Source organism: Citrobacter sp. Cpo061 (assembly GCF_030332845.1).
Taxonomy (GTDB): Bacteria; Pseudomonadota; Gammaproteobacteria; order Enterobacterales; family Enterobacteriaceae; genus Citrobacter; species Citrobacter portucalensis.
The window spans coordinates 135557-150599 of sequence record NZ_JAOWHB010000050.1 but is presented as its reverse complement, the minus strand read 5'-3'; the positions used below and the strand labels follow the sequence as shown (position 1 = coordinate 150599).

General features: G+C 52.6%; 12 protein-coding genes. 6 read left to right on the top strand and 6 right to left on the bottom strand.

Going from position 1 to position 15043, the window contains the following annotated elements:
* Positions 1-286 precede the first annotated feature (286 nt).
* The gene (gene ampH / locus OGX97_RS15625) at positions 287-1444 is read left to right on the top strand and encodes a D-alanyl-D-alanine-carboxypeptidase/endopeptidase AmpH (RefSeq protein WP_003830945.1); all 1158 of its coding nucleotides are present in this window, start codon (positions 287-289) and stop codon (positions 1442-1444) included.
* 1 nt (position 1445) lies between these two features.
* On the opposite strand, the gene iprA is transcribed toward ampH, so the two are convergent.
* A complete protein-coding gene (gene iprA / locus OGX97_RS15620) occupies positions 1446-2069 on the bottom strand; it encodes a hydrogen peroxide resistance inhibitor IprA (protein ID WP_003830944.1) in 624 nt (207 codons plus the stop codon).
* 89 nt (positions 2070-2158) lie between these two features.
* The gene (gene ehaB / locus OGX97_RS15615; RefSeq protein WP_279850379.1) at positions 2159-5152 is read right to left on the bottom strand and encodes an autotransporter adhesin EhaB; all 2994 of its coding nucleotides are present in this window, start codon (positions 5150-5152) and stop codon (positions 2159-2161) included.
* A gap of 500 nt (positions 5153-5652) precedes the next feature.
* On the opposite strand from ehaB, the gene hemB reads away from it, so the two are divergent.
* Positions 5653-6627, top strand: coding sequence for a porphobilinogen synthase (hemB, locus tag OGX97_RS15610; RefSeq protein ID WP_003830941.1), 975 nt, complete (start codon positions 5653-5655; stop codon positions 6625-6627).
* 77 nt (positions 6628-6704) lie between these two features.
* Here hemB and tauD read toward each other — a convergent pair whose 3' ends face one another.
* Genes tauD through tauA form a run of 4 tightly spaced genes read right to left on the bottom strand, consistent with a single transcriptional unit; the run spans position 6705 to position 10124 of the window.
* Entirely contained in the window at positions 6705-7556 is an 852-nt protein-coding gene (gene tauD / locus OGX97_RS15605; RefSeq protein WP_208744630.1) for a taurine dioxygenase, read from the bottom strand.
* Positions 7553-8383 carry a taurine ABC transporter permease TauC gene (gene tauC / locus OGX97_RS15600; RefSeq protein ID WP_008783892.1) on the bottom strand — a complete coding sequence of 277 codons (831 nt, stop codon included), beginning with the start codon at positions 8381-8383 and terminating at the stop codon, positions 7553-7555. Before tauC ends, tauD begins: the two co-directional genes overlap by 4 nt.
* Complete coding sequence (gene tauB, locus OGX97_RS15595) at positions 8380-9147, bottom strand: taurine ABC transporter ATP-binding subunit (RefSeq protein ID WP_048235995.1); 768 nt, start codon at positions 9145-9147, stop codon at positions 8380-8382. Before tauB ends, tauC begins: the two co-directional genes overlap by 4 nt.
* A 14-nt stretch (positions 9148-9161) precedes the next feature.
* The gene (tauA, locus tag OGX97_RS15590; RefSeq protein WP_111466005.1) at positions 9162-10124 is read right to left on the bottom strand and encodes a taurine ABC transporter substrate-binding protein; all 963 of its coding nucleotides are present in this window, start codon (positions 10122-10124) and stop codon (positions 9162-9164) included.
* Between the two features lie 326 nt (positions 10125-10450).
* Between tauA and OGX97_RS15585 the strand changes: the two genes are divergently transcribed.
* The 4 genes from OGX97_RS15585 (at position 10451) to OGX97_RS15570 (ending at position 15039) form a co-directional block, all read left to right on the top strand.
* Complete coding sequence (locus OGX97_RS15585; protein ID WP_008783889.1) at positions 10451-11080, top strand: response regulator transcription factor; 630 nt, start codon at positions 10451-10453, stop codon at positions 11078-11080.
* A complete protein-coding gene (locus OGX97_RS15580; protein ID WP_071444589.1) occupies positions 11080-12621 on the top strand; it encodes an MASE1 domain-containing sensor histidine kinase in 1542 nt (513 codons plus the stop codon). The genes OGX97_RS15585 and OGX97_RS15580 overlap by 1 nt, the downstream gene beginning before the upstream one ends.
* Before the next feature lie 85 nt (positions 12622-12706).
* Complete coding sequence (uhpC, locus tag OGX97_RS15575) at positions 12707-14011, top strand: MFS transporter family glucose-6-phosphate receptor UhpC (protein ID WP_003830933.1); 1305 nt, start codon at positions 12707-12709, stop codon at positions 14009-14011.
* Positions 14008-15039, top strand: coding sequence for an ABC transporter substrate-binding protein (locus OGX97_RS15570; RefSeq protein WP_003830932.1), 1032 nt, complete (start codon positions 14008-14010; stop codon positions 15037-15039). Before uhpC ends, OGX97_RS15570 begins: the two co-directional genes overlap by 4 nt.
* Positions 15040-15043: the final 4 nt, after the last annotated feature.

The window sequence follows — 15043 nt, the reverse complement described above, 5'->3', positions numbered from 1 at the left end:
GAAACCGACAATTGTGACCAAAAACGAGGCACTTAGTTCGCACCTCGGTTATGAAGAATTGTTTCTGTGGTTTTCACACTCGACAACGTTCCAGTATGTGCAGATTATCACAGCGTGAGATCACAAAAGCGAACATCCGCAATCCAGGAAACTCCTGTGTTTACTCATCGTTACGTTTTTCCCACTATCATTGGTTGATAAGCGCTTTGCAATACGCCGATGAGTAGTATAAATACGCATACGCACGACATCCTTTTTCACTTTCTCTAACTCATGGACACCACCGTTGAAACGTAGTCTGCTTTTTTCTGCCGCGCTGTGTGCGGCGTCATTGACATCTGTCCAGGCGGCACAGCCTATAACCGATCCGGTCTTCGCCTCTGATATCGTTGATCGTTATGCCGACCATATATTTTACGGCAGTGGTGCTACGGGGATGGCGCTCGTGGTGATTGATGGTAATCAGCGTGTATTTCGCAGTTTTGGTGAAACACGCCCCGGCAATAATGTTCACCCGCAACTGGATTCCGTAATCCGCATTGCCTCAATTACCAAATTAATGACCAGCGAAATGCTGGTGAAATTACTCGATCAGGGCACGGTCAAACTCAACGATCCATTGAGTAAATATGCACCTCCTGGCGCACGCGTACCCACTTATCAAGGAACACCAATTACGCTGGTGAATCTGGCGACACATACCAGCGCACTGCCGCGCGAACAGCCAGGCGGCGCGGCCAAGCGCCCGGTGTTTGTCTGGCCAACCCGCGAGCAGCGCTGGAGCTATCTCTCAACGGCTACGCTTAAAGCCGCACCAGGATCGCAGGCTTCTTATTCCAACCTGGCGTTTGATCTGCTGGCCGATGCGCTGGGTACCGCGTCAGGTAAGCCTTATCCGCAGCTGTTTGAAGAAAAAATCACCCGTCCGCTGGGGATGAAAGACACCACCTTTACGCCATCTCCCGATCAGTGCCGACGCCTGATGGTCGCGGAAAAAGGTGCCAGTCCTTGTAACAATACGCTGGCAGCGATGGGCAGCGGCGGCGTCTATTCAACGCCTGGCGATATGATGCGCTGGATGCAGCAGTATCTTTCTTCTGACTTTTATCATCGTAGCCAGCAGGCCGACCGGATGCAGACGCTGATTTACCAGCGTACGCAGTTAACTAAAGTGGTGGGAATGGACGTTCCAGGCAGAGCCGATGCGCTTGGTTTGGGCTGGGTCTACATGGCGCCGAAGAATGGCAGACCGGGAATTATTCAAAAAACCGGTGGCGGCGGTGGCTTCATTACCTATATGGCGATGATCCCACAGCAAAACGTTGGGGCATTTGTCGTAGTGACGCGCTCTCCGCTAACCCGTTTTACCAATATGAGCGACGGTATCAACGAACTGGTTGCAGAATTGAGCGGGTACAAGCCACAGGTCATTCCTGCATCCTGATTCAATACTCAAAAGGCAAACGGTTAATGCACACCAGTTTGCCTTTATTCATTTCAATGTAACCGCCTTTACGCAATGCTGCGAGAACCTCAGCGACAACCGAGCGTGAAATTCGTGTGCGTTGATGAATATAGTTCATAACGCCGATGCGTGAACGAAGGGCTTCATCCCATTTCGTCATAGAGATCAATGTCGCGCGGATCTGATCGTAGGAGTTGTTGCCGATCAACTGCAGATCGCGTAATTCAAGCATGGAGTTTTGCCATGCCAACCAACAAAAAGCTTCACGCCAAAGCTGGCACTCTTCAATTATATTAATTGTTTGCGAGGCGGGTAGATGGTATCCCGTACAATCGCTTTCCGTGATTAATCTGTATTGTATATCTGTTTTTATCACACCATCTGAAAGCCCCATAATAAACGGTGCCTGCGCAATACCGACCAGCACATTCTCCCCTCGCCTCAGGGAAATTACACCATTTAAAATGATAAAGGTATCGTCACTGTTTATATCACTGGAATAAATTATTTCTTTATCGTTATCACACTCAAAGTGTTTGCCATATTTTGACAAACATTTATCAAGCTTACCAAATTCCACAAGCGGTTTATTTGCAGACAACATTTGGGCATCCCTTGCAATAAATGCCCGTCAAATCCGTGACGGGCATTTTTCTGAGTTAGATTATCTTTTCTTTAACAACAAGAGATGTCTTACCAGGTATATTTAACACCAACATTTGCAGACCAGTCTTGATCAACATCGCCACCACCGAGGTAGTTAGCATCGGTGTATGCGCTGAAGTTTTTGGTAAAGCTGAACTGAGTACCCAGTCCAACACGTACCGCAGAACCTTCTACACCGTTGTCGATAGAGTCGCCGTTTACGTCAGAATCGTTGTTAGAGTCGTCGTAAACGTAGGCCAGTTTGAAGTACGGGGTCAGCGCCTGGTCGTCGCTATAAGCGAAGGTATAACCTGCATCGACACCGAGTTCATAACGCATGCTGTCATAAGACTGGCTATCAACTTTCATGTCGTTGCTCAGCTTATAGTCATCACCAGACTGGAACAGACCGGATACGCTGCCGTATGGCGTTACGTAACCTGCATCACCCAGCTTCAGGTCATAACCCAGTTTCAAGCCAAAGCCCCAGGCGTCAGATGAGGTGCTGCCATCAACATACTCACCGTTGCTCATGTTGGCAGACAGATCGTTGTTGAAGTGAGAGTAGCTTAAGTTACCGTCAACAAAGATGTTGTTGGCAAAGTGAGCAGAAGAGTAGATATAGGCAGTCTGGCTATCCTGATCCACCTGACCGGTACGGTCGCTCATATCACCTTTCGCGAAGCCTGCTGCAGCACCGACAATCCACTTAGCGTTGTTACCATCAATTTTGGAATCAACACCGACCATGATGCCGTTAACATCCTGATCGTAGTTAATGGTGCCGTTATCTGCATCGAAGCTACCACCGAAGTAGCTTACCCATGCGCCACCGTTATCAACCAGGCCATGACGCGCGTTAGTCAGACGAGTACCAACGGTATCTTGTTCCAGGTTCCAGATATTGGTGTTAGCAGACGGAATGCTCAGCGCCATGTTCGCGTAGTCTGTCAGTTCCATCTGCTGCAGAACAACGGTGTTACCCTGCTGCTGTGCCTGATAGGTGTAAGCACCCAGGTCAGCTTTGTTAGCTGCAGAGAAGGTCGCAGTGCTGTTCGCGTCGTTAACGTAGACCAGCTCGTTACCCTTGTAATCCGCAACAGAACCTGCGCCAGTCGCGTTGTCGATGCGAACTTTATAGTTACCGGTTGCTGCCGCTACGTGGTCACCGTAGTTATCAACTTCAGACTGATCGCCTGAGGTGTCGGAATCGCCGTTACCGTTGATAGTCAGATGACCATCAGAGTTCATCGCGATCACGCCATAACCGTAGTTAGCCTGGGTCGTATCGTTGGTACGATCGTTGGTCAGGTCAGCATTCAGTACATAGTTAGTGCTGTTGATGTCGAAAACACCCGCATTAACATGGTTGTAAGCGTCGGTGTAGCTGGTCAGATTCAGCGTATCAACCTGCAGTGCATCGCCCGTGCTGTTGCCCACATCCAGAACACCGTTGTTGGTAACGTTGATGGTGTTGGCATACAGCGCAGCACTACCGACACCCCAGCCAGCAGCAACATCATCAGCAATCGTGAAGATACTGTTGTCGATAGACAGCGTATCCGTCGCAACATGACCATCTTCGTTGATGTTCAGTGCAGAAGCACCGGTCAGAGAGATAGAGTCAGAAATCAGGGAAGAATCACCCACGTTGACGACGGAACCGCTATTGATGCTCAGGGTGTCGATCAGAGACGTTTTGGTGGTATCCCACTGTGAAGCGCCGTTCAGCGTGACGTTGAACAGACCGCTCTGGTAAACAGCGTTGCCAACTACATGACCATTTTCGTCATAAGAAGTTGTGTCGCTATCAATACCGTAGGTTGAATAAGGCCACAGGCTGTTAGCGGTGATGTCGATCAGCGTAGCGGTGGCTTCAGTACCTACACCGTAAGTAGTGATATCACCAACACCATCACCGTCCAAATCAATGGATCCGGTTTGATGAACTGATTGTGCAGCACCAACCCATTTACTACCATTATTTAAGGTCAAATTCAGACTATCAGTACCATCCCAACCGTTGGTGTCTACATCACTATCAGTGTCACGATAGCTATCCGCTCCATTCGGGAAGAAGTTTTCATCAAAGTTGCTGGAGAAGACGACATCCCCCATCAAAGTTGAGTTGTCAAACGTAGCAGTAGTCTGCATAGCATTATCAGCATTTGGATTCGCAACAACCGCTAATGCAACATCGTCCCATTTGTTTGCAACAGCGGCATCTGCATATCCATCACCATCTGTATCGACAGAAACAAAATTCGCAGTGCCGCTGTAGTCGCTTGCATTGCTGGTGTTACCAAACCAACCGGTGGTGCCTTCGTCAGTCCATGAACCAGAGGTCAGGGTGGAATCGCTGACAGCGATAGTGTTGTTAAATACTTCACTGCTGTTTACGCCAGTGCTGACGGTATTATCGTCAATATCTGCCCACTCGTAACCCTGAGTCAGGGTTATGCCAGCGACATGAGAGTTGGCGGAGATAGACAGATCAACTTCTTGATCCAGCGTGATAGCTGTACCCAGGTTATAAACGTCGACAACGTGTGTGTCAGCTGCGTCATTATACGTACCGTTGTAGGTATAATGTTCGTAGTTGTCATCGATAGTTGAGTTGATGACGCTCATCGCCAGACGATCGTAGTAGTAGTCGGTACCCGTACGGTTAGTACAATCCGCGCTCATGCATTCGGAAGTCACCATACCGTGAATGGTACTATTTTTAATCGTCAGGCTGTTGTTATTGCTGTTAGTTGACAGCCCATCATCCAGATAATAAGTAGAAATAACACCGTTTACCGTAGCGTTATTGATTACCGGATAAATATTACCGTTATAAATACTATCCGTGTCGTAGTTGTTCCAACCTACATACCCACCGTAATACCAGTTGTCAGCATGAGTATCATCATTATAGTGAGAGAACGTATTGTAAGTTGTTCCAGAGATATCAGTAGAAGCATTCGCCTGAGAAGTGATTGCCAAAGTGCAGGCTAATGCTAATTGTGATACTACAAGTTTCTTTTTCCAAGTGTGCATTTGTCATCCCTCCTCAGGGACGTAATATAGTTGATCCATCAATTATCAATGCAAAGAAAACATTTTATGTTTCGCGGGGAAGATTATGCGGTTTCACAAAGGAAAGGTTCAATTATTCTTTGGTTTAAGTCCGATTACGGACAATAGATATGCAAATTATTCGAAACAGCAAATAAACGTAAAAATCATTTTTATTTTAGACAGTTACATGTAAAACCATTGGCGAAACAATATATTGAAATTATGATTAGCTTAAAAATCAAACGTCAGCAAATAAATGCTGTTAAATCTCGTCACTTAATTAAAAATTAAATTAAACTAAATTCACCATAAAACTAATCACTATTTAAAATAGTCATAATTGCAAAAATAGAGATAACACATAATACCATGCATTGGTAACATCAACATAACCTCGGCATAACGCCAACTTTCGTAAACCCCTCGCCCTCAGGTTCGGGTATACTACGGCCTTCGATTCCACAAACATCAGGCATACCATGACAGACCTAATCCAACGCCCTCGTCGCCTGCGCAAATCCCCTGCGCTGCGCGCTATGTTTGAAGAGACAACACTCAGCTTAAATGACCTGGTGTTGCCGATCTTTGTTGAAGAAGAACTCGACGATTACAAAGCTATCGACGCCATGCCCGGCGTGATGCGCATACCAGAGAAACACCTGGCGCGCGAAATCGAACGTATTGCTAATGCAGGCATCCGCTCGGTCATGACCTTCGGGATTTCTCATCACACCGATGAGACCGGCAGCGATGCCTGGAAAGAAGACGGTCTGGTGGCGCGCATGTCGCGTATCTGTAAGCAGACCGTACCGGAAATGATCGTCATGTCCGACACCTGTTTCTGTGAATACACCTCGCACGGTCACTGCGGCGTATTATGCGAACACGGCGTTGATAACGACTTAACCCTTGCTAACCTCGGCAAGCAGGCAGTCGTTGCCGCCGCAGCGGGCGCAGATTTTATCGCCCCTTCCGCCGCAATGGACGGCCAGGTACAGGCGATTCGCCAGGCGCTGGACGCCGCGGGCTTCACCGATACTGCGATCATGTCCTACTCCACCAAGTTTGCCTCTTCTTTCTACGGCCCGTTCCGTGAAGCCGCAGGCACGGCGCTGAAAGGCGATCGTAAAACGTATCAAATGAACCCGATGAATCGCCGTGAAGCGATTCGCGAATCGCTGCTGGATGAAGCCCAGGGCGCAGACTGCCTGATGGTGAAACCGGCTGGCGCGTATCTCGATATTCTGCGTGATATCCGCGAGCGCACCGAGCTGCCGATTGGCGCTTATCAGGTCAGCGGTGAATACGCGATGATCAAATTCGCGGCGATGGCAGGTGCAATAGATGAAGAGAAAGTGGTTCTGGAAAGCTTAGGCTCGATCAAACGCGCTGGCGCGGATCTGATCTTCAGCTACTTCGCACTGGATCTGGCTGAGAAAAAAATCCTGCGCTAACCACTTTGTTGCCGAATGGCGACTTCACCTTATCGGGCCGACAGTTCCAGGCCCGATAAGTAAAACCCCACCAACAATCACCCCGCCCGATAAAAAGGCTGATCCCCGAGGATCGTCGCCCGGTGCATAATACGCCGCTGCGGCAGATAATCCGCATTGGCATAATGTTGCGTGACGCGATTATCCCAAATCGCCACATCGTTGGGCTGCCAGCGCCAGCGCACCTGAAACTCCGGTTTGGTGATATGGGCGAATAAAAAGCTTAGTAACGCTTCGCTCTCTTTTTCCGTCACATCGACAATTCGCGTAGTAAATCCCTCATTCACAAACAGTGCCTGTTTACCGCTTACCGGATGGGTCCGCACCACCGGATGTAGCAACGGTGGATGTTTAGCGACCGCCTCCAGCCAGCGCTGATGCTCTTCTGGTGTCTTGCGGTATTTATACTCCTGGAACGATTTACGGAAATCATGCTCTGCCCGCAGGCCACTCAACAGCTGACGAAACGGCTCAGACAATGCGTCATAAGCGGCAATTCCGCTGGTCCATAGAGTGTCTCCCCCGACCGATGGCAGCTCTTTTGCTGCCAGGATCGCCCCGGCAGGCGGCGTATCGATAAAGGTGACATCGGTGTGCCAGTTGTCGTTATCCGGCGGATTATCGTTATGGGTATCCAGCACGATAATTTCCTCTACCCCTTCGGCATGTGGATAGACAGGGTGAATATGCAGATCGCCGAAACGCAGCGCCAGTGCCCGCTGCTGTTGTGGCGTAATCACCTGCTGCCGCAGAAACACCACCTGGTGGCGCAGTACCGCATGATAAAGCTGTTCAAACTGATTATCGCTCAGCGGACGCGTCAAATCCGCACCAGTGATTTGTGCGCCAATGTACGGCCCCAGCGGGGTAATGCTCAGACGTTCACTCATTGTACTTCTCCATGCCAGGGCGTCAGGCGACGCTGAAGCGCGCGCAGACCCAGTTCTAAAATAAATGCGATAACGGCAATGACCGCGATCCCTGCCAGCACCACATCCGTTGCCAGAAACTCACCGGCTGACTGCACCATAAATCCTAACCCTCGCGTGGCCGCGATCAGTTCAGCTGCCACCAGCGTCGACCAACCCACGCCAAGCCCGATGCGTAACCCGGTGAGGATCTCCGGTAATGCCCCCGGCAAAATAACAAACCACAGCACCTGCGCACGGCTGGCCCCCAGCGACTGCGCGGCGCGCACTCTCACCTGCTGCGCACTTTTCACCCCCGCCAACGCCGACATCGCCACAGGGGCGAAAATCGCCAGATAGATCAGCAGGATCTTGGAGGTTTCACCGATGCCAAACCAAATGACCATCAGCGGTAAATAGGCCAGGGGAGGAACCGGACGATACAGTTCAATGATCGGATCGAGAATGCCGCGCATCGTCGGACTCAGCCCCATCGCGATCCCAACCGGAACGCCCAGCAGCACTGCCGCCAGCAGCGCGATAACAATACGCGTCAGACTCGCCGCCAGATGCTGCCACAGCGTGGCATCCATAAACCCTTGCGGCCCGGCAATGACGATCAGCTTTTGTAAAACCTGTCCCGGCGGCGGTAAAAACAGCGGACTGATTAACTGCAGCGCCGCCACCGTCCACCACACCGCCAGAATGACGGCCAACGTACCAAGGCTTAAGGTAATCTGCCGCGAGAACGGCCAGCGCCAGTTCAGCACCCGCTGGCGACGGGGTTTATCATTAATCACCACGCTCATGAGAATGCCTCCCGTTGTTCAAAGACACGACCTAAAACGTACTCGCGCATGGCGATAAACTGCGGATCGGACTTAATGCTGCGGCTCGACTCTCCGGCCACAAAGCGACGGGCGAAATTGAGCGGCAGACGTTCCAGTACCCGGCCTGGTCCTGGGGACAGCAATACCAGTTCTGTCGCCATAAACACCGCTTCTTCAATATCGTGGGTAATCAGCAGCACCTGTTTGCCAGTCTCATGCCACAGCTTCAGCAGCAGGGTTTGCATCTGCTCGCGGGTAAAGGCGTCGAGCGCACCAAAGGGTTCATCCAGCAGCAACAGCTGCGGGTTGGCCGCCAGCGCCCGGGCAATGCCGACGCGCTGACGTTGTCCACCGGAAAGTTGCCAGATAAAGCGTTTTCCCGCGCCCTCCAGCCCGACTTTCTGCAACATCTCCAGAGCAATACGCTGACGCTGCGGCTTGTCCACGCCCGCCAGCTGCAGCCCAAAAGCCACGTTGTCCTGCACGTTGCGCCAGGGCAGCAGTCCTTCGTTCTGGAACACGACCCCGCGATCTGCCCCCGGACCATCAACCCTGTTACCCGCCAGCGTGATGCTGCCATGCTGATACGGCACAAACCCGGCAATCAGATTTAACAACGTGGTTTTCCCGCAACCGGAAGGCCCGAGTACCACCAGCAGTTCACCGCTATCGAGCGTCAAGTTGATATCCTCCAGCGCCGGTTTTCCACCGTAGCTGGCGGCAAGATGAGAGATTTGCAGCATCATCGCCTCCTTATTTATTGCACGAAGCGATCGGTAACGTACTGGCTGTAATCTGTCGCGACAGCGGGGACTTTGCCCTGCTCTTTAAGGAACTGCGCGGTGTCGATAATCGCTTTGTTCACCGGGCCGGTTAGCTCAGCGGTTTGCTGTTGCGGTGTCAGGTAAGTGTTACCTTTCACCAGCCCCGGTACATCCGCCTCCGGTACGCCGCTCAAACGTGACAGTTTGCTGATATTCTCCGGCTGCTTCAGCCATTCATCAGGATTAGCGATATAAGGCTGCTGGGCATCGATAGCGCTTTTGGCAAAGGCTTTCACCACCTCAGGATGCTTCTCGGCAAAATCTTTGCGCACCACCCACACGTCCAGCGTCGGTGCCCCCCACTCGCCAACCTGCGAGGAGTCGGTTAACACCTTACCGTCTTTTTCCAACGCGTTGACCGCAGGTGCCCAGACATACGCACCATCAATATCTCCGCGCTGCCATGCGGCAATAATCGCCGGTGGTTGCAGGTTCACAATCTCCACCTGGCCGGGTTTAATCCCCCAATGTTTCAACGCCGCCAGCAGGCTGTAATGGGTGGTGGAAATAAACGGCACGGCAATGCGTTTGCCAATCAAATCTTCCGGTTTACTGATGTTTTTCTTCACCACCAGCGCCTCAGAATTGCCAAGCTTTGATGCCAGCAGGAAAACCTCAATAGGCACCTGCTGACTGGCAGCGACCGCCAGCGGGCTGGAGCCAAGATTACCGATCTGCACATCACCGGATGCCAGCGCACGAACGATGCTCGCCCCGCTGTCGAATTTGCGCCAGTCAACGGTCGCCCCGCTCTCTTTGGCAAACGTGTTGTCCGCCTGCGCCACTTTGGCAGGTTCGGCGGAGGTCTGATAAGCAACGGTGACGTTCACCGCCTGCGCCTGAAATGCGATGAATGCCAGTACGGCAAGAAGTGCGTTACGCGATGAAATAGCCATGATTGTCTGCTCCCCTGTCTTGTTATGGAGGCAGTATTTCGTTGCGGCACATTTTGATAAAGGAATTAAAAATTCTGGCTAAGAACAAAGCGTTTTTAGAAAAAAAGCGGCAATAGTTAGCTATTTCGCTCATTACAGAACGTAGGCCGAATAAGGCGCTTGCGCCGCCATCCGCAATCAATGCCTGATGCGCTGCGCTTATCAGGCCTACACTCGCTGTAAATTATTGCGATTTTGTTACATTCGTTACATATCCGCGCCACGATGATTGCCAGCGCGGCGCTGGCAGGCATCATAGAGGCCATTGTCAGCAAGAGAGCAATATCATGATTCATGTTGTGCTGGTGGATGACCATGTGGTGGTGCGTTCCGGCTTTGCGCAATTACTCAGTCTCGAAGACGATCTGAACGTTACCGGTCAGTACAGCAGCGCGGCGGAGGCCTGGCCTGCACTTCTGCATGATGATGTCAGCGTCGCGGTAATGGATATCGCCATGCCGGATGAAAATGGCCTGAGCCTGTTAAAACGACTGCGGGCGCAGAAGCCCGGTTTTCGCGCCATTATTCTCAGCATTTATGACTCGCCCACGTTTGTGCAAAGCGCGCTGGACGCAGGCGCCAGCGGTTACCTGACCAAACGCTGCGGCCCGGAAGAACTGGTGCAGGCTGTACGCTCAGTAGGCATGGGCGGCCATTACCTGTGCGCCGATGCGCTGCGTGCACTACGCGGCGGCGAGCAGCCCGCGCAGGTTCTGGAAGTTCTGACCCCGCGCGAGCGTGAAGTGTTTGATCTGTTGGTTAAAGGTGACAGCGTAAAAGAGATCGCCTTCAAGCTCGACCTCAGCCACAAGACGGTGCACGTTCATCGGGCGAACGTGCTGGGCAAACTGCAATGCCACAGCACCATCGATCTGGTGCATTTTGCCCTCGACCACCAACTATTGACGGGGCATTAATGTCGCGTAGTCTTCGGCATTGGGTTATTTCTCTGTTTATTCTGCTGGCCTGGGGATCGGGCTGGCTGATGCTGTGGACGCTGGGGTTTTATCTGACCCACAACGGCCAGCAGGCGGCATTGTTCCTGCCACATGGCGTCTATCTCGCGCTGTTAATCCTGCTTTCTCGCCGTTACTGGCCCGCGCTGGTGCTGCCGCCGGTGCTGATGTTGTTCTGGCTGCACAGCGAGCAATTACTGAATGGCTATATCCTGCTGGCTGCGCCGTTAATTAGCCTGATTCCAGCGAGCATCGGCCAGTCATACTGGCACCGCTTTCCCCTTTACTGGCAACGCTTAACGCTGCTGCTGGCCGCCGTAACGCTCACCTCATTGCTCAATACAGCCCTGCTTTCACCGTTTATCCAGAGCCCGGCAACGCTGATTGGCCTGGCGTCGTTTACCGGCGGCGTGTTGCTGACGCCGTTTGTTTATCTGATCTATGAATTTCTGCGCCAACAGCACCGCTATCATCTGCTCGGGCTGGATACCACCAATCCCCCGCTGCGCACTTCGCTTATCATCTGGTGTAGCCTGTTTTTTATTATTGGCATCGGTACTCAGATGGTACTGTCGCCGGAGATCGAGCGCCTGTTGCTGATCGTGGTGTTCTTACCGAACGTGGTGATGGCGTGGAAATTTGGCTGGCAGGGCGGCGTGTTGTCCGGATTGCTCGGCAGTATGATGATCACCATCGCCCGGCAAATCGGTGTCGGGTTCAGTAACTTACTGGAGCTGGAGATTTTCCTCGCCACCCAGGCTCTGCTGGGTATAGGGCTGGGGATCGCCATCAGCCGCCAGCAGCATCTGGCGCAAAACCTGCACCATTATCGCCAACGTCTGGAAACCGAACTGGCGGCGCGTCGCGCACTGACCGAACAGCTGATCCGCACCGAAGAAAACACGCGCAAAAGCCTGGCGCGGGAACTGCACGATGAAATTGGTCAGAACATCACCGCCATTCAAATTCAGTCGCAACTGGTCAAACGTGCACCGGGTCGTGAGCAAACGCTCGAGGCTGCGAATCAAATCAACGACCTGGCCCGGCGTATTCATCACTCCACCCGTCAGTTGCTGCGCCAGCTGCGCCCCCCCGCGCTCGATGAACTGTCTTTTAAAGATGCACTACATCATCTGGTGAATGAATTTGCTTTTGCTGAACGGGGTATTCGCTGCCGCTTTGATTATCAGCTAGAAAATACGCCAGAAAACGAAACGGTGCGCTTCACGCTGTATCGCCTGTTGCAGGAGTTACTCAATAACGTCTGCAAACATGCCGATGCCAGCGATGTGTCGATTACGCTGCGCCAGCGGGAACATTGCTTGTTTCTGGACGTCGCTGACAACGGCGTTGGTATTCTGCCAGAAAAAATTCCCGGTTTCGGTATCCAGGGGATGCGTGAGCGGGTGAGCGCCCTTGGCGGTGAACTGACGCTCGAATCAAACAACGGCACGCGAGTAATTGTTAACCTGCCCACAAATTTGCAACAAACCAGCCGCTAACCAGGAAAAAGTCTTAGTCACTGCGGACTTTCTCTCATCCCCTTTTGCTTTCACTTTCCTATAGTCAGCACAAACGGAGACTGCCATGCATACACGCTCAGCCAGCGAAACAGACCAACAATACCGGGCGCTACGCCCCCGGCTGCTGATGTGTATGGTAATTGGTTACGCCGCGTTTTATCTGACGCGCAAAAGCGTTAACTACGTCCTCCCGGCGCTGCAAACGGATCTGGGTCTGGATAAAGGCGATATCGGCCTGCTTGGGTCACTGTTTTATCTGACCTATGGTCTGTCGAAATTCACCGCCGGGCTGTGGCACGACAGCCACGGACAGCGCGCGTTTATGGGTATTGGTCTGTTTGCCACCGGCGTTTTAAACGTGCTGTTCGCCTTTGGTGAATCGCTGACGCTGCTGCTGGTGGTCTGGACGCTGAACGGATTTTTTCAGGGCTGGGGCTGGCCGCCCTGTGCCCGACTGCTGACCCACTGGTACTCGCGCAACGAACGTGGCTTCTGGTGGGGCTGCTGGAATATGTCGATCAACATCGGTGGCGCCATTATCCCGCTGATTAGCGCTTTTGCCGCCCACTGGTGGGGCTGGCAGGCGGCCATGCTGGCACCGGGGATAATCAGTATGGCACTGGGAATCTGGCTCACCCTGCAATTGAAAGGCACGCCCCAGGAAGAAGGATTACCCACGGTTGGGGAATGGCGGCATGACCCGCTGGAGCTGCGTCAGGAACAGCAAAGCCCGCCGATGGGGCTGTGGCAAATGTTGCGCACCACCATGCTGAAAAACCCGATGATCTGGCTGCTCGGCGTGTCGTATGTATTGGTCTATTTGATCCGCATTGCGCTCAACGACTGGGGCAACATCTGGCTGACGGAAAGCCACGGCGTGAATCTGCTCAGCGCCAATGCCACGGTGATGCTGTTTGAAGTTGGCGGCTTGCTGGGGGCGCTGTTTGCCGGATGGGGATCGGATCTGCTGTTCAGCGGTCAGCGTGCGCCGATGATTTTGCTGTTCACGCTGGGGCTGATGGTTTCCGTCGCCGCACTGTGGCTGGCACCAGTGCACCACTACGCGCTACTGGCAGTGTGTTTCTTTACCGTGGGCTTTTTTGTGTTTGGCCCACAAATGCTAATTGGCCTCGCAGCCGTTGAATGCGGACACAAAGCGGCGGCAGGTTCAATTACCGGTTTTCTCGGGCTGTTCGCCTATCTGGGGGCCGCGCTGGCGGGTTGGCCGCTGTCGTTGGTCATAGAACATTACGGCTGGTCGGGAATGTTCAGTTTGCTCTCGGTTGCCGCTGTCTTTATGGGTTTATTGCTGATGCCGTTGCTCATTGCGGGCATTACCCCTTCTCTCAGTCAAAGGATAAAACAATGAAACTGACGCTTACCTCTACCCTGATCGCTTCCGCTCTGACGCTGGCAGCCTTCAGCAACGCAGCCCAGGCGCAGGGCCGTCTGGTGGTGTATTGCAGCGCCACCAACGAGATGTGCGAAACCGAAACCAAAGCCTTCGGTGAAAAATATGATGTGAAAACCTCATTCATTCGCAACGGCTCTGGCAGTACGCTGGCGAAAGTGGATGCAGAGAAGAAAAACCCGCAGGCGGATGTGTGGTACGGCGGTACGCTGGATCCGCAATCCCAGGCCGGTGAAATGGGTCTGCTGCAGCCGTATAAATCACCAAACCTCGAACAGATCATGGAGAAATTCCGCGATCCCGCGAAGGTCAAAGGTAATCTCTCTTCGGCGGTTTACGTCGGTATTCTGGGCTTTGGCGTTAATACCCAGCGCCTGAAAGAGAAAAACCTGCCGGTGCCAAAATGCTGGAAGGATCTGACCAAACCGGAATACAAGGGCGAAATCCAGATTGCTGACCCGCAAAGCTCCGGTACCGCCTACACCGCGCTGGCGACCTTTGCTCAACTGTGGGGTGAAGATCAGGCCTTTGATTACCTGAAACAGCTCAACGCCAACGTCTCTCAATACACCAAATCCGGCATTGCCCCGGCGCGTAACGCCGCCCGCGGCGAAACGGCTATCGGCATTGGCTTCCTGCACGACTATTCGCTGGAAAAAGAACAGGGCGCACCGCTGGAGCTGATTTCTCCATGCGAAGGCACCGGTTATGAAATCGGCGGCGTCAGCATCCTGAAAGGCGCTCGCAACGTCGACAACGCCAAACTGTTCGTTGACTGGGTGCTGTCGAAAGACGCGCAGGAGCTGGCGTGGAAGAAAGGCAAATCCTATCAGATCCTGACCAACACCACTGCCGAGACCTCTCCTAACTCGCTGAAGCTCGACGACCTGAAGCTTATCAATTACGACATGGATAAGTACGGTTCGACTGACGTACGTAAGGCGTTGATCAATAAGTGGGTTAGCGAAGTTAAGATGGGTAAATAAGCCC

Coding starts and splice junctions, on each gene's coding strand:
- tauA (WP_111466005.1), bottom strand. CDS start 10,124: ATGGCTATTTCATCGCGTAACGCACTTCTTGCCGTACTGGCATTCATC.
- tauD (WP_208744630.1), bottom strand. CDS start 7,556: ATGAGTGAACGTCTGAGCATTACCCCGCTGGGGCCGTACATTGGCGCA.
- OGX97_RS15585 (WP_008783889.1), top strand. CDS start 10,451: ATGATTCATGTTGTGCTGGTGGATGACCATGTGGTGGTGCGTTCCGGC.
- tauC (WP_008783892.1), bottom strand. CDS start 8,383: ATGAGCGTGGTGATTAATGATAAACCCCGTCGCCAGCGGGTGCTGAAC.
- iprA (WP_003830944.1), bottom strand. CDS start 2,069: ATGTTGTCTGCAAATAAACCGCTTGTGGAATTTGGTAAGCTTGATAAA.
- OGX97_RS15570 (WP_003830932.1), top strand. CDS start 14,008: ATGAAACTGACGCTTACCTCTACCCTGATCGCTTCCGCTCTGACGCTG.
- uhpC (WP_003830933.1), top strand. CDS start 12,707: ATGCATACACGCTCAGCCAGCGAAACAGACCAACAATACCGGGCGCTA.
- hemB (WP_003830941.1), top strand. CDS start 5,653: ATGACAGACCTAATCCAACGCCCTCGTCGCCTGCGCAAATCCCCTGCG.
- tauB (WP_048235995.1), bottom strand. CDS start 9,147: ATGCTGCAAATCTCTCATCTTGCCGCCAGCTACGGTGGAAAACCGGCG.
- ehaB (WP_279850379.1), bottom strand. CDS start 5,152: ATGCACACTTGGAAAAAGAAACTTGTAGTATCACAATTAGCATTAGCC.
- OGX97_RS15580 (WP_071444589.1), top strand. CDS start 11,080: ATGTCGCGTAGTCTTCGGCATTGGGTTATTTCTCTGTTTATTCTGCTG.